Origin of the sequence: Pseudomonas sp. SMN11 (genome assembly GCF_052041945.1) — a bacterium.
GTDB lineage: Bacteria > Pseudomonadota > Gammaproteobacteria > Pseudomonadales > Pseudomonadaceae > Aquipseudomonas.
On the sequence record NZ_JBKGGW010000011.1, the window covers coordinates 88,522 to 110,466 of the forward strand.

19 protein-coding genes are annotated in these 21,945 nt (G+C 63.5%); 9 read left to right on the forward strand and 10 right to left on the reverse strand.

Annotated features, from left to right (window positions below):
* Positions 1-47: 47 nt before the first annotated feature.
* From ACLEJU_RS12595 to bioB, 8 genes are all read right to left on the reverse strand, one after another.
* A complete protein-coding gene (locus ACLEJU_RS12595) occupies positions 48-2,123 on the reverse strand; it encodes a cytochrome-c peroxidase (protein WP_435422647.1) in 2,076 nt (691 codons plus the stop codon).
* Positions 2,124-2,704: 581 nt separating this feature from the next.
* On the reverse strand, positions 2,705-4,510 hold the full coding sequence (locus tag ACLEJU_RS12600; protein WP_435422646.1) for a phenylacyl-CoA dehydrogenase: 1,806 nt from the start codon (positions 4,508-4,510) through the stop codon (positions 2,705-2,707).
* A 302-nt stretch (positions 4,511-4,812) separates the two neighbouring features.
* Positions 4,813-5,109, reverse strand: coding sequence for a pyrroloquinoline quinone biosynthesis protein PqqE (locus ACLEJU_RS12605; RefSeq protein ID WP_435422645.1), 297 nt, complete (start codon positions 5,107-5,109; stop codon positions 4,813-4,815).
* Between the two features lie 124 nt (positions 5,110-5,233).
* Positions 5,234-5,914 carry a dethiobiotin synthase gene (gene bioD / locus ACLEJU_RS12610; RefSeq protein ID WP_435422644.1) on the reverse strand — a complete coding sequence of 227 codons (681 nt, stop codon included), beginning with the start codon at positions 5,912-5,914 and terminating at the stop codon, positions 5,234-5,236.
* Positions 5,915-5,924: 10 nt separating this feature from the next.
* Positions 5,925-6,743, reverse strand: coding sequence for a malonyl-ACP O-methyltransferase BioC (bioC, locus tag ACLEJU_RS12615; protein ID WP_435422643.1), 819 nt, complete (start codon positions 6,741-6,743; stop codon positions 5,925-5,927).
* Complete coding sequence (locus ACLEJU_RS12620; protein ID WP_103448694.1) at positions 6,736-7,467, reverse strand: alpha/beta fold hydrolase; 732 nt, start codon at positions 7,465-7,467, stop codon at positions 6,736-6,738. Before ACLEJU_RS12620 ends, bioC begins: the two co-directional genes overlap by 8 nt.
* Positions 7,460-8,632: an 8-amino-7-oxononanoate synthase gene (bioF, locus tag ACLEJU_RS12625; RefSeq protein ID WP_435422642.1), complete on the reverse strand. Its 1,173-nt coding sequence runs from the start codon at positions 8,630-8,632 to the stop codon at positions 7,460-7,462. Before bioF ends, ACLEJU_RS12620 begins: the two co-directional genes overlap by 8 nt.
* A gap of 1 nt (position 8,633) precedes the next feature.
* Entirely contained in the window at positions 8,634-9,692 is a 1,059-nt protein-coding gene (gene bioB, locus ACLEJU_RS12630; protein WP_060512169.1) for a biotin synthase BioB, read from the reverse strand.
* A gap of 89 nt (positions 9,693-9,781) precedes the next feature.
* Between bioB and ACLEJU_RS12635 the strand changes: the two genes are divergently transcribed.
* From ACLEJU_RS12635 to rarD, 4 genes are all read left to right on the forward strand, one after another.
* Positions 9,782-10,519: a ComF family protein gene (locus ACLEJU_RS12635; protein ID WP_435422641.1), complete on the forward strand. Its 738-nt coding sequence runs from the start codon at positions 9,782-9,784 to the stop codon at positions 10,517-10,519.
* Positions 10,520-10,546: 27 nt separating this feature from the next.
* Positions 10,547-11,311, forward strand: coding sequence for a TOBE domain-containing protein (locus tag ACLEJU_RS12640; RefSeq protein ID WP_435422640.1), 765 nt, complete (start codon positions 10,547-10,549; stop codon positions 11,309-11,311).
* 86 nt (positions 11,312-11,397) lie between these two features.
* Positions 11,398-12,372 (forward strand): serine/threonine protein kinase, encoded by a 975-nt coding sequence (locus tag ACLEJU_RS12645; RefSeq protein WP_435422639.1) that lies wholly within the window; start codon positions 11,398-11,400, stop codon positions 12,370-12,372.
* Positions 12,373-12,436: 64 nt separating this feature from the next.
* Positions 12,437-13,324, forward strand: coding sequence for an EamA family transporter RarD (gene rarD / locus ACLEJU_RS12650; RefSeq protein WP_435422638.1), 888 nt, complete (start codon positions 12,437-12,439; stop codon positions 13,322-13,324).
* A gap of 333 nt (positions 13,325-13,657) precedes the next feature.
* Here the strand turns inward: rarD and ACLEJU_RS12655 are convergent, their stop codons facing one another.
* Complete coding sequence (locus ACLEJU_RS12655; RefSeq protein WP_435422637.1) at positions 13,658-14,176, reverse strand: glycine cleavage system protein R; 519 nt, start codon at positions 14,174-14,176, stop codon at positions 13,658-13,660.
* 451 nt (positions 14,177-14,627) lie between these two features.
* Between ACLEJU_RS12655 and ACLEJU_RS12660 the strand changes: the two genes are divergently transcribed.
* Complete coding sequence (locus ACLEJU_RS12660) at positions 14,628-16,805, forward strand: malate synthase G (protein ID WP_435422636.1); 2,178 nt, start codon at positions 14,628-14,630, stop codon at positions 16,803-16,805.
* Between the two features lie 120 nt (positions 16,806-16,925).
* Here ACLEJU_RS12660 and ACLEJU_RS12665 read toward each other — a convergent pair whose 3' ends face one another.
* Positions 16,926-17,369 (reverse strand): response regulator, encoded by a 444-nt coding sequence (locus ACLEJU_RS12665; RefSeq protein ID WP_400723919.1) that lies wholly within the window; start codon positions 17,367-17,369, stop codon positions 16,926-16,928.
* 213 nt (positions 17,370-17,582) lie between these two features.
* Between ACLEJU_RS12665 and ACLEJU_RS12670 the strand changes: the two genes are divergently transcribed.
* The 4 genes from ACLEJU_RS12670 to ACLEJU_RS12685 all read left to right on the forward strand — a co-directional run bounded on the left by ACLEJU_RS12670 (position 17,583) and on the right by ACLEJU_RS12685 (position 21,821).
* Positions 17,583-19,520 carry a DUF294 nucleotidyltransferase-like domain-containing protein gene (locus tag ACLEJU_RS12670; protein ID WP_435424972.1) on the forward strand — a complete coding sequence of 646 codons (1,938 nt, stop codon included), beginning with the start codon at positions 17,583-17,585 and terminating at the stop codon, positions 19,518-19,520.
* Positions 19,517-20,227: a 3'-5' exonuclease gene (locus tag ACLEJU_RS12675; protein WP_435424971.1), complete on the forward strand. Its 711-nt coding sequence runs from the start codon at positions 19,517-19,519 to the stop codon at positions 20,225-20,227. Before ACLEJU_RS12670 ends, ACLEJU_RS12675 begins: the two co-directional genes overlap by 4 nt.
* Before the next feature lie 122 nt (positions 20,228-20,349).
* Positions 20,350-20,868, forward strand: a complete 519-nt coding sequence (locus ACLEJU_RS12680) for an RNA polymerase sigma factor (protein ID WP_159408610.1) — start codon at positions 20,350-20,352, stop codon at positions 20,866-20,868.
* Positions 20,865-21,821, forward strand: coding sequence for a FecR domain-containing protein (locus ACLEJU_RS12685; RefSeq protein ID WP_435424970.1), 957 nt, complete (start codon positions 20,865-20,867; stop codon positions 21,819-21,821). Before ACLEJU_RS12680 ends, ACLEJU_RS12685 begins: the two co-directional genes overlap by 4 nt.
* Positions 21,822-21,945 lie beyond the last annotated feature (124 nt).

Sequence of the window (21,945 nt, forward strand, 5' to 3'; positions counted from 1 at the left end):
TGCTGCGCAGCCTTCGCGACACAAGGCCGCTCCTACAGGGGACCGTGTTACAGGTCGTTGTTGAATGGCTGCAGTGGCCCCTGCGCAGTCGAGCGACCTGATGCACCCACCGCATTGAGCTGGAATTCCGCATCCAGTGCTTGCCGCGAGGTACTGCCCGGTTTTTGCGTAACCGCGTTTTCATCGCCCTTCTCACCCTGTGGCAGCACCAGTGAAGGGTGATCGAACGGTGCCCGCTCCCAGGCGACGCGCGGGTCGGTCAAGCCCACCTCCATGAACTTGACCAGTGCCTCCACTTCATCGGGGGTCAGGTTCAGCGCGGTCATGTCCGGATCAAGGTTGGAGCCATTGTGTTGATTGACTGCCGGGTGCTCGAAGCCGCTGGTGTTGCTGGCGTCCTCGCCACGCCGGTCACCGCCGCGGTTGTAGAACTCCATCACCTGCTGCAGCGTTGCCCGGCTGCCGTTGTGGAAGTACGGCCCGGTCAAGGCGATGTTGCGCAGGGTCGGGGTCTTGAAGGCGCCATCGACCGAGTCGCGGAAACCGACATTGGGCTTGAGGGTCGGGTCGCAGGGGACCGCTGCGCTCAGCGGCGCCTCGAAGGTGCACACATCGACTTCCAGTGGGTCAGGAATATTCCCGCCCTGCAGCTGAGTGTTGTACTGACGGGTGAAGGACAGAGGATTGCCCCAGGCATCCGAGCCGCCCAGCGCCAGGTCTTCGGAAGTCGGGCGCACACCGGTGTTGTAGAACCCGTTGTCGTAGAGCGTGGTCAGGCCGTCGGCCATGACCATGCGCTCGATGCGCTCATGAGGCTGGAACAGCAGCCGGCTGCCCGCGTTGGTCAACTCGGCACCCCCATGGCAGGCGACACACTTGCCCTTGCCCAGGAACAGCTCCATGCCTTGTACCTGCTGAGCGTTCATGGCGGTATGGTCGCCCTGCAGGTAGGCATCCAGTGGCGCCTGGTCGGAGATCAGCGTGGACTCATACATCTGGATCGCCAGCCCGAAGAACAACGGGAAGTTCGCTTCCATCTGGGTGTAGGGCTCACTGCCCAGCAGAACCTGCTGCGTGGCATTCCACAGGCGGGGCTGGAAGGCGTTCTTGATCAGTTCGCGATAGGTCGGCCGACGGGCACTGGAAACCGGCCCGAGTACCGAGTCGGTCGGCGAGATCTTCTGCCCTTTGAGCATCATGGTGTCGAGCATGCGCCGGCCAATGTCGGCGAAGGTGCGCCCGCCACAGGACATTTCCACCGCGCTGCCGGGAGGCCCGACAGCTTGCGAGGCGGCCGAGGCATCCTTGAGGGCCAGCCGCACCTTGACCGCCACGCCACTGGCATCCTTGGTCACGAAGATCCCTGCGTCAGGGTCGCGGTTACCGAACGGCGAGAAGCCGTTGAACACGTTGTTGGCCCGCCCATCCCAGAAGTTGCGCACATTGAATGCCGCATTGATCACCGACGGCGCGTTGCGCCCGGTGGCGCGGCGTACGTTGATGCCGCCCACCTGGAAAACGCCGTCCCCTTGCTGGGTGCACTTGTCGAAGCGCGATTGACGGGGTTTGACGAAGTTGGCATCGAACACACCTTGCGAGCCGATGACGTCATCACTCGAGTAGACGATCGCCGAGTTGCGATCCAGAGGATTGGCCAGCACGTGGGTCGGGAAGTCGCCTTTTTTCAACGTGTAGTTCGGGCCGCCCTTGCCACCGGAGCGCATGGCGTAGCTCGGCATGTCGCCGGGAATATCAGCGGCCGTGAACGGCTTGTTGAAGATCGACGCGACGTTGGCATTGGTGTTGGCCTGGCCGGGGTTGATCTGATTGGTGACCCGGTGATCGACACCCGCGTGGTAGTGGCAGGAAGCGCAGGCGGTGGCGCCATCGCTGCCGATCGCCATGTCCCAGAACAGGGCCTTGCCCAACAGCACCACCGCCCCGCGGTTGATCACATAGTCGGACATCAGGTCGACCTTGCGGCCACCTTCGGTGCCCGAGGGGTCTGGCGGCGTCATGCCACGCAGTGACTGCAGGCTGGGCACATCCGGCACCACTGGAGCGGTCCCGGCCGGGTCTGCAGCCCGAGCGCTGATCAAAGGAAGGCCGGCGGCGAGCGTCATCGCTATCGCACAGGCCATACGGGGGATTCGCAAGTTAATCAGATAGTCGACCATGATGGACTTCCCGACGGCTCAGGTTTTTTCAGGCTGATCGTTCACGCAACTAAGTGCGCTTAATGCCACCATAGCTGTAACAAAGTATTTCGGTACGAAACATTCAGTGATTTTTTATACCGGTTTATTTAGGCGCTCATACCAATAAATACTGATCACCCAACATACTCAGTTCCGGTGTAGATTCGCCCCCAATAGTGGGTGGCATTCCCCATAATTTCATCACGAAGTGTTCACAGGCGCCACGAAAGCCCAGCCCACAGGAGCCATCCGTTTAGATAGAACCTGGCAACGTATTTGCTACTTCATACTGAAAGGCTGAGCAATAGTTGGAGAAGTGCGGAAAAAGACCAAACTGAAACTAGGAAAACATGCAAGCCGCACGCGCACAAAAGTTGCGCTGCGCCAGCTATGCTTATTTAAAAATCGAAGCAAAGAGACGAACTAAAACAGGCGCAGATAGAAATTAAAGCCCAAAAAAAAGCCGCTCACTAGGAGCGGCGTTTTCTTCAGTACCTCACCCGGGCTTAGTAACCCAGCGAGAAGTCTTCTTCTTTCATGTCCATCAGGTTGTTGGCGCCCGACAGCATGGTGGCCACGTGAGCACGGGTGCGCGGCAGGATGCGCTGGAAGTAGAAGCGCGCGGTCTGCAGCTTGGCGGTGTAGAAGCCTTCTTCGCTGGTGCCGGCTGCCAGCTTTTCAGCCGCCAGGCGGGCGATGTCAGCCCAGAAGTAGGCCAGGCACGCATAACCGGAATACATCAGGTAATCCACCGACGCGGCACCGACTTCCTCGCGGTCCTTCATCGCGGCCATGCCCACTTTCATGGTCAGCTCGCCCCACTCCTTGTTCAGCTCAGCCAATGGCTCGACGAACTCCTTGACCGCGTCATTGCCTTCCTGCGCCTGGCAGAATTTGTGCACGATCTTGGTGAAACCCTTGAGCGCTTCGCCCTGGGTCATCAGCACCTTGCGGCCCAGCAGGTCGAGGGCCTGGATGCCGGTGGTGCCTTCGTACAGCATGGAGATGCGGCTGTCGCGCACGTTCTGCTCCATGCCCCACTCGGCGATGAAGCCGTGACCGCCGTAGATCTGCACGCCATGGTTGGCAGCTTCGAAGCCGACCTCGGTCATGAATGCCTTGGCAATCGGGGTCAGGAACGCCAGCAGGGCGTCGGCCTTCTTGCGCTCTTCCTCGTCCTGGCTGTACTTGACGATGTCCACCTGCTTGGCGGTGAAGTACACCATCGCACGGTTACCTTCAGCGAAGGCCTTCATGGTCAGCAGCATGCGACGCACATCCGGGTGGACGATGATCGGGTCAGCGGCTTTGTCCGGTGCTTTCGGGCCGGTCAGGGAGCGCATCTGCAGGCGCTCGCGGGCGTATTTCAGGCCGCCCTGGAATGCCACTTCGGCGTGGGCCAGGCCCTGCAGCGCAGTACCCAGACGTGCGGTGTTCATGAAGGTGAACATGCAGTTCAGGCCTTTGTTGGCCGGGCCGATCAGGTAGCCGGTGGCAGCGTCGAAGTTCATCACGCAGGTGGCGTTGCCGTGAATACCCATTTTGTGCTCGATCGAGCCACAGCTCACGCCATTGCGCTCACCCACGCCGCCTTCGGCGTTGGGCAGGAACTTCGGCACGATGAACAGCGAGATACCTTTGGTGCCCGCTGGAGCATCCGGCAGACGCGCCAGCACGATGTGGACGATGTTGTCGGCCATGTCGTGCTCGCCGGCCGAGATGAAGATCTTGGTGCCGGAGACTTTGTAGCTGCCGTCGGCCTGTGGTTCGGCCTTGGTGCGCAGCATGCCCAGGTCGGTACCGCAGTGTGGCTCGGTCAGGCACATGGTGCCGGTCCACTCGCCGGATACCAGCTTGGTCAGGTAGGTGTGCTGTTGCTCGGCGGTGCCGTGGGCGGAGATGGTGTTCATCGCGCCGTGGGACAGGCCTGGGTACATGCCCCACGACCAGTTCGAACCACCGACCATTTCGCTCAGGGCCAGGCCCAGCGACTCTGGCAGGCCCTGGCCGCCGTGCTCGACGTCGTGCGCCAGGCTCGGCCAGCCACCTTCCACGAACTGCTCATAGGCAGCCTTGAAACCGGTCGGGGTCTTCACGCCCGACTCGCTCCAGGTGCAGCCTTCCTGGTCACCGACACGGTTCAGCGGCGACAGCACCTGCTCACAGAACTTCGCGCCTTCTTCCAGGATCGCGTCGACCATGTCCGGTGTGGCGTCCTGGCAACCCGGCAGGCTCTGATAGTGCGCCTCGTAGCCGAGCAGCTCGTCGCGGACGAAACGAATATCACGCAAGGGGGCTTTGTAATCAGGCATTGCGATGAACCTCTGTGATGAGTTCGGTAGGGGACCGCTGATACCGACCAGCTCTTGTCGGCTTTCGGTCAAACAGTTGTTTGAAACTTACGTTTAGGACCGCCCGATGTCAAGGAGGGACTATAGTGCCATTTACGCCGCGAAAGATGGCGTTTATGCCAACCACAGAAAAAACAATGCCCCTGTGGGAGCGGGCTTGCCCGCGAAAGGAGCAGGAAGGACAACAGAGTTGCCGGAGAGGACGCATTCGCGGGCAAGCCCGCCCCCACAGGGGCTGTGTATAACTCGAAGAAAGTGGCCGATCAGGCGTAGGTATCGATGAACCGCCCGAGCATTTCGTCGGAAGCCTTTGCCACCTTTGCACCGAGTTCGACCTCGGTCTTGCCCAGGTTCAATTGTACCGTGCTGGTTGCCAGGTCCATCTGCTGGCTGCGGTCGACCCCGCGCAGTCGCTCGGCCTGGAAGTCGCTGGACTGGCTGGTGGCGGCGCGCTCGACCGAGGAATTGGCGATCTGGCCAGCGGCCTGATCGACGCGATTCTGGCCGTTGTAGATGGCGTTGAGGCCGGCGTAGTACGCGGTGCTGCCGGTGATTTCCATGTCAGAACTCCAATGACGCTGGATATGAACAGGGCTAATTAAAGCAGGCCAGGCGCGAAAAGGCCCGTTTAAATCCCTAATGGCCCAGTGCTACTTGATAGGCCATGGGCATACCTGCCAACCCTCAATCCAGCAAGTCGAGTTGCAGGTGCTCCGCCACGGCATCCGCCGTGGCCTGCTTGAGCTTCGGCACCCGCCCCAGGCACGGCGCTGGCAAACGCTCCGCCAAGCTGGCCAGGTTTTCCTCCAGCCGCGAAGTCCGTGGGTCGATGATGTTCGCCACCCAACCTGCCAGCTGCAGCCCGTCACGGGCAATGGCTTCGGCGCTGAGCAGCGCATGGTTGATGCAGCCCAGGCGCACCCCGACCACCAGAATCACCGGCAGCTTGAGCGCGATCGCCAGGTCCGACAGGTTGGCGCGGTCGGACAATGGCACCCGCCAGCCGCCTGCACCTTCGACCAGGGTGAAGTCTGCCCCCTGGTCCAGCACGTGGCGCATCGCCTTTGCCAGTACGGGTACTTCCAGCGCTACACCCGCCTCCCGGGCCGCCACATGGGGCGCAATGGCTGGTTCGAAGGCAAACGGGTTGACCTCCTTGTAGGTGAGCTTGAGCGAGCTTTCGTCGATCAGCGCCTGGGCATCACTGTTGCGCAGACCCTTGGGCGTCATCGTGCAACCCGAAGCCACCGGCTTCGCGCCCAAGGTACTCAGCCCCTGCAACCGTGCCGCATGCAGCAGCCCCGCCGCGATGGTGGTCTTGCCGACATCGGTGTCGGTCCCGGCTATGAAATAGGCCTGGCTCATGTCGCTCCTCTCATGCCTGTGGCTTGCGCATCACACCATAGACCACCTGATAGGTGGCCGGCAGCCCTTGGGGCTGGCGAAACGCTTCATAGGCCTGCAAAAGGCCCTGCATGCGCGCACGACCGGTCAGGCCAGAAGGCCGCCCAGGGTTGAGATTGTGAGCACCGAGCGCCTTGAGTTCATGAGTCAGGCTGCGCACATCGGGATAGTGCAGCACATGGGCCTGACACTGCAGGCTGACCTGTGCGAGGCCACTGGCTGCACACAGGCGCTGATAGTCTTCAAACCTGCGGAAACGATTGACATGCACCATGCCATCCACCGCCTGCCAGCTCGCGCGCAACTCCTCGAGCGTGCCGACACACAGGCTGCTGAAGGCCAGAACCCCACCCGGACGCAATACGCGTCGGGCTTCGTCCAGCACGCTGGCGAACTGGCCGCACCACTGCACCGCAAGGCTGGTAAACACCAGGTCGACACAGGCATCACGCAGCGGCAGGCGCTCGGCATCGCCGGCTACGTAATACCGTGCCCCAGCCGGTTCGCCACGTGCGTGGCAGAGCATGCCTTCGGCGATATCCACGGCAACTCCGGTTGCCTGGGTAAAACGTTCGCCCAGCACCCGGCTGAAATGCCCCGTGCCACTGCCAAGGTCCAGCCAGCGCGTCGGCGCCATGTCGTCCGGCAACTGGTCCAGCAGGCTCACGCCCACCGCACGTTGCAGGGCCGCAACGCTGTCGTAGCTGGCTGCCGCACGGGAGAACGAGGCGGCCACCTGGCGCTTGTCCGGCAGCGCGCCGGGCAGGGTTGGACGGGAAAGGTCAGTCATCGCCACTCTCATGCAGGAAACTCTTGATGCCCGCCGCCAGCTCCTGTGGATATTCCAGCAGGAAGGCGTGCGAACTGTCTTCGACCAGGCCAACTTCCACGTCGGGCAGCAGCTCGCTCAGCGCTTTAGCCGCCTCGGCCGGCACCAGCGCATCGCTGCCCGCGAACAGATGCAACTGCGGGCCGCCATAGGCCTGAAGGGCCTCACGGGTATCGAGCCTGGCCAGCACTTCAAGGCCGGTGGCCAGGTACAGCGGGTCGGTGTCCGGCACGCCGACACCCAGTTGGCGCAGCAGCGTGCGAGGTTGCAGGGCACCATCGCTGCACAGGGTGCGGAAGCGCTTGAGGGTCACTGAGGTGTGGCTGCGGCAACCATCGAGAAACGTGCCAAACGTGTCCTCGGCCATGCCATGTGGCCAATCGGCGCGGGCCACGAAACTGGGGTTGCTGCCCAACGTCAGCAGGCCGCAGCAGTGGTCGCCACGCTTGCGCGCCAGTTCGCTGGCGAGCATGCCGCCGAGCGACCAGCCACCCAGCCAGGTATCGCTGGGCAACTTGCGGTCAAGGTAGTCCACCCACGCCTGCACATCGGCATCGGCCAGTTCCGGCAGGGGCATCAGTTCGACCTGCAGGCGTGCATCCTGGGCCCGCAGGCTGGCGGCGAGCGGCTCGAGGGCGGCAGTGCCCAGCCCCCAGCCGGGAAGAAGGATCAAACGGTTACGCATCGGCGGCCTCCAGCTGTGGATAACACTCGGCCAATGCATTCAACAATAGCTGTACCTGCGCCTCGCTGTGCGCCGCGCTCAGGGTGACCCGCAGGCGAGCACTGCCGGCAGGCACGGTTGGTGGGCGAATGGCGGTCACCAGCAGGCCGCGGTCACGCAGCATGCGCGACAGCTTGAGGGCCTGGGCACTGTCGCCGATCAGGATCGGCTGGATCGGTGTCGGGCTGTCCATCAGCTGCAGGCCAATTTGCGAGGCGCCCTCGCGGAACTGGCGGATCAGCGCGGCCAGGTGCTCGCGGCGCCAGGTTTCGCGGCGCAGCAGCTCCAGGCTCTTGAGCGTGGCGCAGGCCAGCGCTGGCGGCTGGCTGGTGGTGTAGATGTAAGGCCGGGCGAACTGCACCAGGGCTTCGATCAGCTCCTCGCTACCGGCGACGAAAGCGCCGGCAGTGCCACAGGCCTTGCCCAAGGTGCCGATCAGCACCGGCACGTCGTCGATGCCCAGGCCGAAGTGCTCGACGATGCCGCCACCCTGAGCCCCCAAGGTGCCCAGGCCATGGGCATCGTCGACCATCAGCCAGGCACCGCGAGCGCGGGCCACAGCGGCCAAGGCCGGCAGGTCGGCAAGGTCACCGTCCATGCTGAACACGCCATCGGTCACCACCAGGGTGTTACCGGTGGCCTTGCTCAGGCGGCTGGCCAGACTGGCAGCGTCGTTGTGCAGGTAGCGGCTGAAGCGGGCACCACTGAGCAGCCCGCCATCGAGCAGCGACGCGTGATTGAGGCGGTCCTGCAGCACGGTGTCGCCCTGCCCCACCAGCGCGGTAATGGCACCAAGGTTGGCCATGTAGCCTGTGGAGAACAGCAACGCGCGCGGGCGGCCGGTCAGTTCGGCCAGCGCCTCTTCGACGGCATGATGTGGCGAGCTGTGGCCGATCACCAGATGTGACGCTCCACCACCGACACCCCAGCGCTCGGCGCCAGTCTGCCAGGCAGCGATCACTTCAGGGTGGTTGGCAAGCCCCAGGTAGTCATTGCTGCAGAAAGCCAGCAGGCGCTGGCCATCGACCACGACTTCCGGCCCCTGCGGGCTCTCCAGCAATGGCCGCTGCCGATACAGGTCTGCGGCGCGCCGTTCGGCCAGGCGCGCCGCCAGATCGAAGGCCATCTCAGGCCGACGCGGCGTCGTAGAACAGCTCGCTGCTGCGTTGCTCGACCAGGGCCTGCTCGATGGCCGCCTGGTGCACTTCGTCGGCATGCTCTTCGCGGGCTTCAGGCTGGATGCCCAGGCGGGCGAACAGCTGCATGTCCTTGTCGGCCTGCGGGTTGGCGGTGGTCAGCAGTTTCTCGCCGTAGAAGATCGAGTTGGCGCCAGCCATGAACGCCAGGGCCTGCATCTGCTCGTTCATCTGCTCGCGGCCGGCGGACAGTCGAACATGTGACTTGGGCATGAGAATACGGGCGACGGCCAACATGCGGATGAAGTCGAACGGATCGACGTCCTCTTCCTCGGCCAGCGGGGTGCCGGCGACCTTGACCAGCATGTTGATCGGCACCGATTCCGGGTGCTCGGGCAGGTTGGCCAGCTGGATCAGCAGGCCAGCGCGGTCGTCCAGCGACTCGCCCATGCCCAGAATGCCGCCAGAGCAGATCTTCATCCCGGCATCACGCACGTAGGCCAGGGTCTGCAGGCGCTCGCTGTAGGTACGGGTAGTGATGATGCTGCCGTAGAACTCAGGCGAGGTGTCGAGGTTGTGGTTGTAGTAGTCCAGACCAGCCTGGGCCAGCGCTGCGGTCTGCTCCTGGTCGAGCTTGCCGAGAGTCATGCAGGTTTCCAGGCCCATGGCCTTCACGCCTTTGACCATCTCCAGCACGTAGGGCATGTCCTTGGCCGACGGGTGCTTCCAAGCCGCACCCATGCAGAAGCGGGTGGAGCCGATGGCCTTGGCGCGGGCGGCTTCCTCGAGCACCTTCTGCACTTCCATCAGCTTCTGTTTTTCCAGCCCGGTGTTGTAGTGGCCGGACTGCGGACAATATTTGCAATCTTCCGGGCAGGCGCCGGTCTTGATCGACAGCAGCGTCGAAACCTGTACGCGGTTCGGGTCGAAATGCGCTCGGTGCACGGTCTGCGCCTGGAACAGCAGGTCATTGAATGGCTGCTGGAACAGGGCCTTGACCTCAGGCAGGGACCAGTCGTGACGTGTTGTTGCAGTTGTGCTGGCGCTCATCGGCGTTTCCTTGTTTAGGCTGTAGCTGGCGCCGAGGCACAAGTGCCCGCCAGCGCATCACGGTTAGCTCGCATAGTCATGGAAGGCCTATGAACTGTCAACCTTGGTTAAAAACACTGGTTTACAAGTGTATAAATATTAATCACAACTGCCTGCTGTGCGGTGAGTTAGCCGAACAGCGCTACCCGCTGTGTGTCGCCTGCGAGCAGGAACTGCCGTGGCTCGATGAACATTGCCTGCGCTGCGCCCTGCCTTTGCCGATGGCCGGCCTGACCTGTGCCCAGTGCAGCCGCCAACCGCCGGCTTTCGATCAGGTCATCGCGCCTTGGCACTATGGGTTCCCGCTGGACACGCTGATCAGCCGTTTCAAGCACAACGGCCAATGGCCACTGGGCCGGCTGATGGCCGAAATGCTCAGCCTCAATGTGCAGCATCGCTACCTGGATGGCCTGGCTAAGCCAGACCTGCTGTTGCCTGTCCCGCTCGCCCGGCGTCGACTGCGCGAGCGCGGTTTCAACCAGGCCGGCATGCTCGGGCGCTGGCTGTCGAAGGCACTGGCTATCGAGTGGGATGAACGGTTGTTGCTGCGTACGCGTGAAACACCGGCACAACAGCGCCTGGATGCCCGAGCACGCCGAGGCAACCTGCGCCGGGCTTTTGCGCTTGCCGGCGAGGCATCGCTCAAAGGTTGCCACGTTGCCGTGGTCGATGATGTGCTGACCACCGGGGCTACCGCGCAGGCTGTCGCGCAACTGCTGCGTGAGGCCGGCGCACGCAGGGTCGATGTGTATTGCCTGGCACGCACGGCAAAACCGGGGCAAGCTTGACGGCTCAGTTCCCGATAGGCGCCCCCCATGTCCCTGCCCGCACTCCTCACCCAGCACATCGCCCGCCGCCCGCAGCGCATCGCCCTGCTCCAGCACATCGCCGAACAGGGCTCGATCACCCGCGCGGCCAAGGCTGCCGGCATCAGCTACAAAGCTGCCTGGGATGCGATCGATGAACTCAACAACCTGGCCAGCCAGCCCTTGGTCGAGCGCAGTACGGGCGGACGTGGCGGTGGTGGCGCAAGGCTCTCGGCAGAAGGTGAACGGGTGCTACGGCTGTACCAGAAAGTGCAGGCGCTGCAGGCACAGATTCTTGAAGCGGCGGAAGAGTCCAGCGACCTCGACCTGCTGGGCCGCCTGATGCTGCGCACCAGCGCGCGCAATCAGCTGCAAGGGCAGGTCAGCGGGCTGCGCAGGGAAGGCCGGCATGATCGGGTCAGCCTGGCGCTGGGCGGCGGGCTGGAAATCGACGCATTGATTACCCATGACAGCACGGCGCGGCTGGAGCTGACACTGGGGACTACGGTGATGGCACTGCTCAAGGCCGGGTGGGTGCAGTTGCTGGGCGCGGGGGATGAAGCCGAGGCCGGCAGCAATGTGCTGAACGTCACCGTCGAAGAGGTGCTGGCGGATGCACAGGGCGACAGCGAGGTGCGCTTGGCGCTGGGCAACGGGCAGACGTTGTGTGCGTTTGCCGAGGCGTGTTGGCTGGCCGGGCAGGGAGTGGGGGAAGGAAGCAATGTGCGGGTGCAGTTTCATCCGTCCTATGTGTTGCTTGGGGTACCGGTTTAACCCGCGAAAGGGCCGGTGCAGGCAACATCTGGGCTGGCCATGGAATGAGTTACCATGCCAACACGCCGCCCACCCCCGGAGCCCCCATGTCCCACCCCTTCGACACCCTCACCCCCGACCTGGTCCTGGACGCCGTGGAAAGCCTGGGCTTTCTCAGCGATGCCCGGGTCCTGGCGCTGAACAGCTACGAGAACCGCGTCTATCAGGTGGGCATCGAAGACTCGCAACCGTTGATCGCCAAGTTCTACCGCCCGGGCCGCTGGAGCAATGCCGCAATTCTCGAAGAGCACCAGTTCACCGCCGAACTCGCCGACTGCGAAGTGCCTGTGGTCGCTCCGTTGCAACACGACGGCCAGACCCTGTTCGAGCACAAGGGCTTCCGCTTCACCCTGTTCCCGCGCCGAGGTGGCCACGCGCCGGAGCCCGGCAATCTCGACCAGCTCTACCGCCTCGGCCAGTTGCTCGGCCGTCTGCACGCGGTTGCCGCAACCCGCCCGTTCGAACATCGCGAAACATTGGCTGTGGACAACTTCGGCCACGCTTCGCTGCAAACCCTGCTGGAGGGCGATTTTGTCCCGCGTGAGTTGCTGCCTGCATTCGAATCCGTAGCCCGCGAACTGCTCAAACGGGTCGAGGATGTCTACGCACGTACCCCGCATCAGGTGATGCGCCTGCACGGCGACCTGCACCCTGGCAACCTGATGCATCGCGACGACGTCTATCACGTCGTCGACCTGGACGACTGCCGCATGGGCCCGGCCGTGCAGGACCTATGGATGATGCTGGCTGGCAGCCGCGAAGAGCGCCTTGGCCAGTTGGCCGAACTGATCGACGGCTACAACGAGTTCCACGACTTCGACCCACGCGAACTGCCACTGATCGAGCCCCTGCGCGCCCTGCGCCAGCTGCACCACAGCGCCTGGCTGGCACGGCGCTGGGATGATCCGGCGTTCCCGCGCAGCTTCCCCTGGTTTGGCCAACCGCGTTACTGGGGTGACCAAATCCTCGCCCTGCGCGAGCAGACGGCGGCGCTGGACGAACAACCGTTGAAATTGTTCTAGATAGCCGCAAGGGTCTGTCTACAATAGGCGTCGCTGTATTTAGCTACCTAAGCAAGGATTCTGCATGCACGCCGCAAACCCGCGTCGCGGGTACATTCTTGGCCTGTCGGCCTATGTCATCTGGGGTTTGTTCCCCCTGTACTTCAAAGCCATCCAGAGCGTCCCGGCGGTGGAGATCATCGTCCACCGGGTACTTTGGTCCGCGTTGTTCGGCTCCCTGCTGCTGCTGGTGTGGAAACACCCAGGCTGGTGGCGCGAGCTGCGCGACAACCCCCGCCGCCTGGCGATTCTGGCCCTGAGCGGGACACTGATCGCTGCCAACTGGCTGACCTACGTGTGGTCGGTGAACAGCGGTCGCATGCTCGAAGCCAGCCTCGGCTACTACATCAACCCACTGGTCAATGTGCTGCTGGGCATGCTCCTGCTCGGAGAACGCCTGCGCCGCCTGCAATGGCTGGCCGTGAGCATGGCTGCGGTGGGCGTGGCGCAACAGGTGTGGCAGGTGGGTAGCCTGCCGTGGGTGTCGCTGATGCTGGCATTGACCTTCGGTTTCTATGGGTTGATCCGCAAAAAGGCCCCTGTGGCAGCGCTCCCGGGGCTGGTGGTGGAAACCTGGATGCTGGTGCCTCTGGCGCTAGGCTGGTTGCTGCTGAACCCTACTGCGGTCAGTGCCCAGGGTGCGTTCTATACCAGCAGCGAAGCATTGTGGCTGATGGCAGCTGGGCCGGTGACACTGGTGCCGCTGGTCTGCTTCAACGCCGCCGCCCGACACTTGCCTTATACCACCCTGGGCTTCCTGCAATACCTGGCGCCGACACTGGTGCTGCTGCAGGCAGTGTTGCTTTTCGATGAGCATTTGTCTTCGAGCAGCCTGGTGGCCTTCATCTGTATCTGGGCGGGCCTGGCGCTCTACAGCGTCGATGCCTGGCTGAATCTGCGCAAGCGCGCCTGATCAAAAAACGATCAAAACTGCGCAGGCCTCGTCGTTCGTGGCCTGCAGCGACCTCTCCAAAGGTTATCCACACCCTCGTCCCCGTGCTTTGTGCACAAGCGACTGATTTCTGTACGTTTTTTGCTCAAACCTCGGGATCGCTTGCCGTTCCTGGGCTAGCGAGCTGCGCCCCCAGGTTATCCACAGGGCCGTCCCCGTTAAATCGGGATAACCGCAAGGGGCCGCTTCGCAGCCCTTTCGCGACGCAAGGCCGCTCCTACAAGGGAACGCGATCACCTGTAGGAGCGGCCTTGTGTTGCGAAAGGCGCGCGAAGCGGGCCCAGCATTACCAGATCATTCCTCCGGCCGTAACTTCAACTCCACCATCAAGTCATCCGCCAGGCTCTCCAGCTTCTGCTGCAGGTCATCCAGCGACAAGGTCAACGGCAGCGCCAGCAGCGCATCGGCATGGAACAGCGGCTCACTGCTCATCGGTGCCGGCCGCACTTCGGTGGTGAAGCGCTCCAGGTTCACCCCCTGGTCCGCCAGCAGGCGGGTGATATCACGCACGATGCCAGGGCGGTCGTTGCCCACCAGTTCCATGGCAATAGGCTTCCAGGTACATGACGGCTCGATGCCACTCTCGGCGATGAGCACGCGAATATCGTATTGCCCCAGCGCCTGGAGCGACTCTACCAGCTCGTCGTAGTTTTCCGCCGGCACCGCCACCCGCAGGATCCCGGCAAACTGCCCGGCCATCCGCGACATGCGGCTCTCCAGCCAGTTGCCGTTATGATCGGCGATGCACTGGGCAATACGCTCGACCTGGCCAGCCTTGTCCGGGGCAATCACGGTCAATACAAGATGATCCACAGGCCCTTCCTCTGTGTCGGGCCGCCCAAGGCGGCGAAAATACGGGGGATCGACTCAGTATAGGCAAGGCGCGGCAACCTGCCGCAGGGCAATCCGCGCACGCAATCGTGTACTGTTTCAAGATTTATCTGGAACAATCCACTGGTTTTTTGCGAACATACGCTCTCCCAGCGTGACCATACGCGACCAACCGGTCGCACAACGGCGCTTTTAGTCTGATTTTGCCTCGCCTACTGCTTCATGTAGTATCCCGTGGCGCGGACTACAAAACGTCGTTTGGATGTCTGCCAAGGCGCCTGTGAAAATACGCACACTGTCTGCCAGCCTGTCTGGCCGGCTGCACCCAGCCGCCTTCGGGTCTAGTCCGATGGCAAGCACTGGTACGTGTTTAGAGAAGCGCTACAGGCTTAATACAGAAGAGCGAAATAGCTGAGCAGAGGTGAGGCAAGCAATGACTGGATACGTTCAAGTCGGTGGCCTTCAGGTCGCCAAGGCCCTGTACGACTTCGTCAACAACGAAGCGATTCCTGGAACCGGCATCGAAGCCGCGACGTTCTGGGCAGGCGCGGCAGAGATCATTAAAGACCTCGCTCCAAAGAACAAAGCCCTGCTCGCCAAGCGCGACGAGCTGCAAGCCAAGATCGACGCCTGGCACCAGGCACGCAAAGGCCAGGCACACGACGCCGTAGCCTACAAAGCATTCCTCCAGGAAATCGGCTACCTGCTGCCACAAGCCGACGATTTCCAGGCCACCACCCAGAACGTGGACGAAGAAATCGCCCACATGGCCGGCCCACAGCTGGTCGTCCCGGTGATGAACGCCCGTTTCGCCCTGAACGCCGCCAACGCCCGTTGGGGCTCGCTGTACGACGCGCTGTACGGCACCGACGCCATCAGCGATGAGGGCGGCGCCGAGAAAGGCCAGGGTTACAACAAGCTGCGTGGCGACAAGGTCATCGCCTTCGCCCGCGCCTTCCTCGATGAAGCCGCGCCTCTGGCCGCAGGCTCCCACGTCGACTCCACCGGCTACCGCATCGAAGGCGGCAAGCTGGTCGTCGCCCTGAAAGGCGGCAGCAACAGCGGCCTGCGTGATGACGCCCAGCTGATCGGCTTCCATGGCGACGCCAAGGCGCCGACCGCCGTGCTGCTCAAGCACAACGGCCTGCACTTCGAGATTCAGGTCGACGCCAGCACCCCAGTCGGCAGCACCGATGCCGCCGGCGTCAAGGACATCCTGATGGAGTCGGCGCTGACCACCATCATGGACTGCGAAGACTCGGTCGCCGCCGTCGATGCCGATGACAAGGTGATCGTCTACCGCAACTGGCTCGGCCTGATGAAAGGCGACCTGGCCGAAAGCGTGAGCAAGGGTGGCAAGACCTTCACCCGTACCATGAACCCGGACCGCGAATACGCCGCGCCCAATGGCGGCAGCGTAACCCTGCACGGCCGTTCGCTGCTGTTCGTGCGCAACGTCGGTCACCTGATGACCAACCCGGCGATTCTCGATGCCCAGGGCAACGAAATCCCCGAAGGCATCCAGGACGGCCTGTTCACCAACCTGATCGCCCTGCACAACCTCAACGGCAACACCAGCCGCAAGAACACCCGCAGCGGCAGCGTGTACATCGTCAAACCGAAGATGCACGGCCCGGAAGAAGTCGCCTTCGCCGCCGAGATCTTCAGCCGTGTCGAAGACCTGCTGGGCATGAAGCGCAACACCGTCAAGGTCGGCATCATGGACGAGGAGCGCCGTACCACGGTCAACCTGAAGTCCTGCATCAAGGCGGCCGCCGAGCGCGTGGTGTTCATCAACACCGGCTTCCTCGACCGCACCGGTGACGAAATCCACACCTCGATGGAAGCTGGCGCCGTGGTGCGCAAGGGCGCCATGAAGAACGAGAAGTGGATCGGCGCCTACGAGAACAACAACGTCGACGTCGGCCTGGCCACCGGCCTGCAAGGCCGTGCGCAGATCGGCAAGGGCATGTGGGCCATGCCTGACCTGATGGCCGCCATGCTCGAGCAGAAGATCGCTCACCCGCTGGCCGGCGCCAACACCGCCTGGGTACCGTCGCCGACCGCCGCCACCCTGCACGCCCTGCACTACCACAAGGTCGACGTGCAGGCGCGTCAGCGCGAGCTGGCGTCGCGCACCCCGGCTTCGGTCGATGACATCCTGACCATCCCGCTGGCGGCCGACACCAACTGGTCGGCAGAAGAGATCCGCAACGAGCTGGACAACAACGCCCAGGGCATCCTCGGCTATGTCGTGCGCTGGATCGACCAGGGTGTCGGTTGCTCGAAGGTGCCGGACATCAACGATGTCGGCCTGATGGAAGACCGCGCCACCCTGCGCATCTCGGCCCAGCTGCTGGCCAACTGGCTGCGCCATGGCGTGGTCAGCCAGGAGCAGGTGCTGGAAAGCCTCAAGCGCATGGCTGCAGTGGTCGACAAGCAGAACGCCAGTGACGCCCAGTACCGCCCGATGGCGCCGAACTTCGACGACAACGTCGCCTTCCAGGCGGCGATCGAGCTGGTGATCGAAGGTGCCAGGCAGCCGAACGGCTACACCGAGCCAGTGCTGCACCGTCGCCGTCGCGAGTTCAAGGCGCGTAACGGGCTGTAAACCGCACGGGACCGCTTTGCGGTCCTTTCGCGACACAAGGCCGCTCCTACAGGGGATCGCATTCTCCTGTATGAGCGGCCTTGTGTCGCGAAAGGGCTGCGAAGCAGCCCCAGTCCTGCACTACCCGATCTTCAGTTCCTTCTTCACCAGCCCCAGCAGTTTCCCCAGGTCCACCGGCTTCAGCAGAAAATCCACCACCCCCAAATGCATCACGTCCACCGCCTCCTCCACATCGGTGTCGCCCGACACCACGATGATCGACAACGCCGCCCGCTCCGACTCACGAATCTTCCGAATAAGCTCCAGGCCATCATCAGGCTGCATCCGCAGGTCGGTGATCATCAGGGCAATGCGCGGTTCGTAGTGCAGCTTGAGCATCGCTTCCTGAGCCCCGTCAGCGGTCATGCTCTCGATGCCCCTGCTCTTCAGGTACCACTTGAGCGCCTCGCTGTTCACCGGATTGTCATCGACAATCAACACCACCGGACTGGGCGCAAGGGGCGCACTTACCACGGCCAATGCTGCGCGTTCGGCGTCACTCAGGATGTCGTCATGCTCAGCCATGGTCATCTCGTCAAAAAAATCCCGCTCAGTGGTTAGGACCGCAAAAGCCCTGTAACCCCGCTCGCCTTTCGTCGGGTCTTTGACAGCAGCGGCTCACTAGACTTACGTCCAATGGGCACCACCCCGCTGCCAGCCGACCATGGGGACCGAGAACAACAAGGCCGCTCCTATATATAGATATATATAGTTCGGCGTAGCGATACGGTTAGTGTCATGAGCAAAAAGGACGCCTACAGTCAGGCGGGAAGAACGGCAGTACTGCAGAACATCCAGGGCACCTTGCAGTTCCTGCAGCGTTTCCCGCCGTTCAACCAGATGGAGCAGAGCCACCTGGCCTTCCTGGTGGAACAGTGCCAGCTGCGCTTCTATGCCAGCGGCGAAAGCATCATCAAACCCACGGACGGGCCAGTCGAGCACTTCTACATCGTCAAGCAGGGCCGGGTCGTCGGCGAGCGCCAGCACCTGGTCAAGCCTGGGGTGGAAACCACCTTCGAGATCACCGGCGGCGAATGCTTCCCGCTGGCAGCGTTGCTCGGCGAGCGGGCGACACGCACCGAACATTTGGCCGGCGAAGACACCTTCTGCCTGCAGCTGAACAAGGCCGCGTTCATCCGCGTGTTCTCGATGTCGGAAGTGTTTCGAGATTTTGCACTGCGTGGCGTGAGCAGCCTGCTCGACCAGGTCAACCAGCAGGTCCGACAGCGCGCGGTGGAAACCCTCGGCACCCAGTACTCGCTGAATACCCCGCTGGGCGAACTGGCCATGCGTCACCCCGTGGTCTGCGCGCCGGATACACCGCTGCGCGAGGCGGTGCGCCTGATGCATGAACAGCAGGTCGGCAGCATCGTCGTGGTCGACCCACAGCGCTACCCGGTGGGCATCTTCACCCTGCGCGACTTGCGCCAGGTGGTGGCGGCCGCCGATGCCGACCTCGGCGCGCCTATCGAGCAGCACATGACCTCCAGGCCGTTCTACCTCAGCCCCCAAGCCAGCGCCTTCGATGCGGCCATGGCGATGACCGAACGGCATATCGCCCACGTCTGCCTGGTGGACAACCAGCGCCTGTGTGGCGTGGTGTCCGAGCGTGATCTGTTCTCCCTGCAGCGGGTCGACCTGGTGCACCTGGCGCGTACCATCCGCCATGCGCCACGCCTCGACTCGCTGGTGCAGCTGCGCGGCGAGATTGGCCAGCTGGTCGAGCGCATGCTCGCCCACGGCGCCTCCTCGACGCAGATCACCCAGATCATCACCCTGCTCAACGACCACACGGTGTGCCGGGTGATCGAGCTGGCCATTGCCGAACGTGGCGACCCCGGCGTGCCGTTCAGCTGGCTGTGCTTTGGCAGCGAAGGGCGCCGCGAGCAGACCCTGCACACCGACCAGGACAACGGCATCCTCTTCGAAGCCAGCGACGACGCCGAAGCCGAGGCCATTCGCGCACGCCTGCTGCCCTTGGCGCAGTACATCAACCAGTGCCTGGCCCAGTGCGGCTTCACCCTGTGCAAGGGTAACGTCATGGCCGGCAACCCCGAGCTGTGCCTGTCACGCACGGAATGGGCCCGGCGCTTTGCCGGCTTCGTGCGCGAAGCCAGCCCGGAGAACCTGCTGGGTTCGAGCATCTACTTCGACCTGCGCGTGGTCTGGGGCGATGAACAGGGCTGCGAACAACTGCGCCGGCAGTTGCTGGAGCAGGTGGCGGACAACCGCATCTTCCAGCGCATGCTGGCCGACAACGCCCTGCGCCAGCGCCCGCCGGTGGGCCGCCTGCGCGAGTTCGTGCTGACCCGCCAGGGCAACGACAAGGCCGCCACCCTCGACCTCAAGGTCCAGGGCCTGACCCCCTTCGTCGATGGCGCCCGCCTGCTGGCCCTGGCCAATGGCATTGGTGCCTGCAACACCTTGGAGCGCCTGCGCCAGCTGGTCGACAAAGGGGTCATCGAAGCACTCGACGGCGCCGCTTATGAAGAGGCCTACCACTTCATCCAGCAAACCCGCATGCAGCAGCACCAGCGCCAGACCCGCGACAACCTGCCGTATTCCAACCGCCTCGATCCGGACAGCCTCAACCATCTGGACCGGCGCATCCTGCGCGAATCCCTGCGCCAGGCCCAGCGCCTGCAGAGCAGCCTGGCCTTGCGGTATCAGCTATGAGCCTGTTCGCCTGGCTGCGCCCCGCTGCCCCGCTGCTGGACGGTGCCTTGCGTCAGCGCCTGGCACGGCTGCCCAAGGCCAGGCCGTTGGGAGTCTGCTCGTTGCGCGAGCAGCGCTGGGTGGTGCTCGACCTGGAGACCAGTGGCCTGAACCCGAACCGCGACCAGGTGCTGTCGATCGGCGCGGTGGCCATCGAGGACGGCGCCATTGACTTCGCCCAGCAGTTCGAACGCACCCTGCACCGCCCTGAACAGAAAACCAACGCCAGTGTGCTGATCCATGGCCTTGGGCCAAGTGCCCTGGCCGCTGGCTGCGACCCGGCCGAAGCCTTGCTCGACCTGCTCGAATTCATCGGCGACAGCCCGGTGCTGGCGTTCCATGCACCATTCGACCAGCGCATACTTGCCCGCGCCTTGAAGGAAAGCCTGGGCCATCGCCTGCAATTGCCCTTTCTCGACGTGGCGGAACTGGCTCCGATGCTCAACCCCGACACCGTATTGCGCGAGGCCGGGCTGGATGACTGGGTGGCACGCTTCGGCCTGCAGGTGGATGAGCGTCACCATGCCAGCGCCGATGCACAGGTCACGGCGGAGCTGGCGCTGATCCTGTTCAGCCAGGCCCGCCGCCAGCAGCTCGACAGCCCATTGCAGCTGGAGCAGCGGCTGCGGGGTTGGCGCAGGCGCGCAGTACATAACCACGGACTTTGAATAGGCGTGAGCCTTTTCCATGATGGCAATCCGATAAGCGTCCATTGCACCCTACCCCCCGCCTCTGCAACAATCGCGAATAATTATCGTTAGTTAATGCATTCGTTCCGGGGGGACGCTGCGTGTCTTCTGTCCACAGCCCACACGCCGAACTGGTTGGCTCGCTGTACCGCGACCACCGCAGCTGGCTGCTCGCCTGGCTGCAGCGCAGCATGGCCTGCCGCCAACGTGCCGAAGACCTGAGCCAGGACACCTTCGTGCGCCTGCTCGGGCGCGAGCAACTGGACACCCCGCGCGAGCCGCGTGCCTTCCTCGCTGCCGTGGCCAAGGGCCTGATGTTCGACCACTTCCGTCGCGCGGCGCTGGAGCAAGCCTACCTGGCCGAGCTGGCGCTGATCCCTGAAGCCGAACACCCGTCCCCGGAAACCCAGCACCTGATCCTCGAAGACCTCAAAGCCATCGACCGCCTGCTCGGCAAGCTGTCGAGCAAGGCCCGCGCAGCCTTCCTGCACAACCGCCTGGATGGCATGGGCCACGCCGAAATTGCCGAACGCCTGGGCGTTTCGGTGTCACGCGTGCGCCAGTACATCGCCCAGGGCATGCGCCAGTGTTATGTGGCCCTGTACGGGGAACCGACGTGAACAACACACCGGTTTCGTCGCGGGTGCTGGAAGCCGCCATTGCCTGGAAAATGAGCCTGGACGATGGCAGCGGCACTCCAGACGAGCGCAACGAATTCATCCGCTGGCATGCCGCCAGCGAAGAACATGCCCGTGCCTGGCGCCAGCTCGGCGCGCTCGACCACCGCGTCAGCGTCGCTGCCGGCCCGGCTCGCCAGGCCCTGCTGCAATCGCGCGTCAGCTTGCGCCGCCGGATCGGCAAGGCCGGCAGCGGGCTTGCTGGCCTGTTCCTGCTCGGCGCTGTGCTGGCCGGGGTCGGCACACCGTCGTTGGCGCCCAGTTACTGGCTGGCTGATCAACGCACCACCACCGGTGAACTGCGGACCTTGCGCCTGGCCGACGGCACGCTGCTGAGCCTCAATACCCACACCGCCGTGGATATCGACTACGGCGGCAACCAGCGTGTGCTGGTGCTGCATCAAGGCGAAATTTCGGTGGAAACCGGCCACGACGACCCACGCCCGTTGCTGGTACGTACCGACGATGGCCGCCTGCGCCCGCTGGGCACACGCTTCCTGGTGCGCCGCGAAGACAACGGCACGCGCCTGGAAGTCCTGCAGTCGTCGGTAGCCGCCATGCCGCACAACAGCGGTGATGAACAGGTCCTGCACGAAGGCCAACAGGTGCTGATGAACAGCAACGGCCTGGGCCGGATAGGCGCGGTGCAGGCCGGGGCCGACGCCTGGACCCGCGGCATGCTGGTGGTTGACAACGTGCGCCTGGCCGACCTGCTGAAACAGCTGGGCCACTACCGCAGCGGTCACTTGGGCGTGGCTGAAGAAGTGGCCGACCTGCGCGTGACCGGTAGCTTCCCGCTGACCGACACCGACCTGGCCCTGGCTTCGCTGGTGCCGGCGCTGCCGGTGAAGATCGAGCGGCATACGCCGTGGTGGGTGACCGTCGTTCCCAAGTAATCCTGTACCGGCCTATTCGCGGCGGTTCGGCGCCCCGACAAGCCCGCTCCCACAGGATTCCCACAGCCCTTGAATCTGCGACACACCTGTAGGTGCGGGCTTGTCCCGCGAAGAGGCCGGTGCA

Bases quoted from the DNA above. Each gene is read 5' to 3' on its own strand.
- ACLEJU_RS12595 (WP_435422647.1), bottom strand. From the start codon at position 2,123: ATGACGCTCGCCGCCGGCCTTCCTTTGATCAGCGCTCGGGCTGCAGAC.
- ACLEJU_RS12600 (WP_435422646.1), bottom strand. From the start codon at position 4,510: ATGCCTGATTACAAAGCCCCCTTGCGTGATATTCGTTTCGTCCGCGAC.
- ACLEJU_RS12605 (WP_435422645.1), bottom strand. From the start codon at position 5,109: ATGGAAATCACCGGCAGCACCGCGTACTACGCCGGCCTCAACGCCATC.
- bioD (WP_435422644.1), bottom strand. From the start codon at position 5,914: ATGAGCCAGGCCTATTTCATAGCCGGGACCGACACCGATGTCGGCAAG.
- bioC (WP_435422643.1), bottom strand. From the start codon at position 6,743: ATGACTGACCTTTCCCGTCCAACCCTGCCCGGCGCGCTGCCGGACAAG.
- ACLEJU_RS12620 (WP_103448694.1), bottom strand. From the start codon at position 7,467: ATGCGTAACCGTTTGATCCTTCTTCCCGGCTGGGGGCTGGGCACTGCC.
- bioF (WP_435422642.1), bottom strand. From the start codon at position 8,632: ATGGCCTTCGATCTGGCGGCGCGCCTGGCCGAACGGCGCGCCGCAGAC.
- bioB (WP_060512169.1), bottom strand. From the start codon at position 9,692: ATGAGCGCCAGCACAACTGCAACAACACGTCACGACTGGTCCCTGCCT.
- ACLEJU_RS12635 (WP_435422641.1), top strand. From the start codon at position 9,782: ATGAACTGTCAACCTTGGTTAAAAACACTGGTTTACAAGTGTATAAAT.
- ACLEJU_RS12640 (WP_435422640.1), top strand. From the start codon at position 10,547: ATGTCCCTGCCCGCACTCCTCACCCAGCACATCGCCCGCCGCCCGCAG.
- ACLEJU_RS12645 (WP_435422639.1), top strand. From the start codon at position 11,398: ATGTCCCACCCCTTCGACACCCTCACCCCCGACCTGGTCCTGGACGCC.
- rarD (WP_435422638.1), top strand. From the start codon at position 12,437: ATGCACGCCGCAAACCCGCGTCGCGGGTACATTCTTGGCCTGTCGGCC.
- ACLEJU_RS12660 (WP_435422636.1), top strand. From the start codon at position 14,628: ATGACTGGATACGTTCAAGTCGGTGGCCTTCAGGTCGCCAAGGCCCTG.
- ACLEJU_RS12665 (WP_400723919.1), bottom strand. From the start codon at position 17,369: ATGGCTGAGCATGACGACATCCTGAGTGACGCCGAACGCGCAGCATTG.
- ACLEJU_RS12670 (WP_435424972.1), top strand. From the start codon at position 17,583: ATGAGCAAAAAGGACGCCTACAGTCAGGCGGGAAGAACGGCAGTACTG.
- ACLEJU_RS12675 (WP_435424971.1), top strand. From the start codon at position 19,517: ATGAGCCTGTTCGCCTGGCTGCGCCCCGCTGCCCCGCTGCTGGACGGT.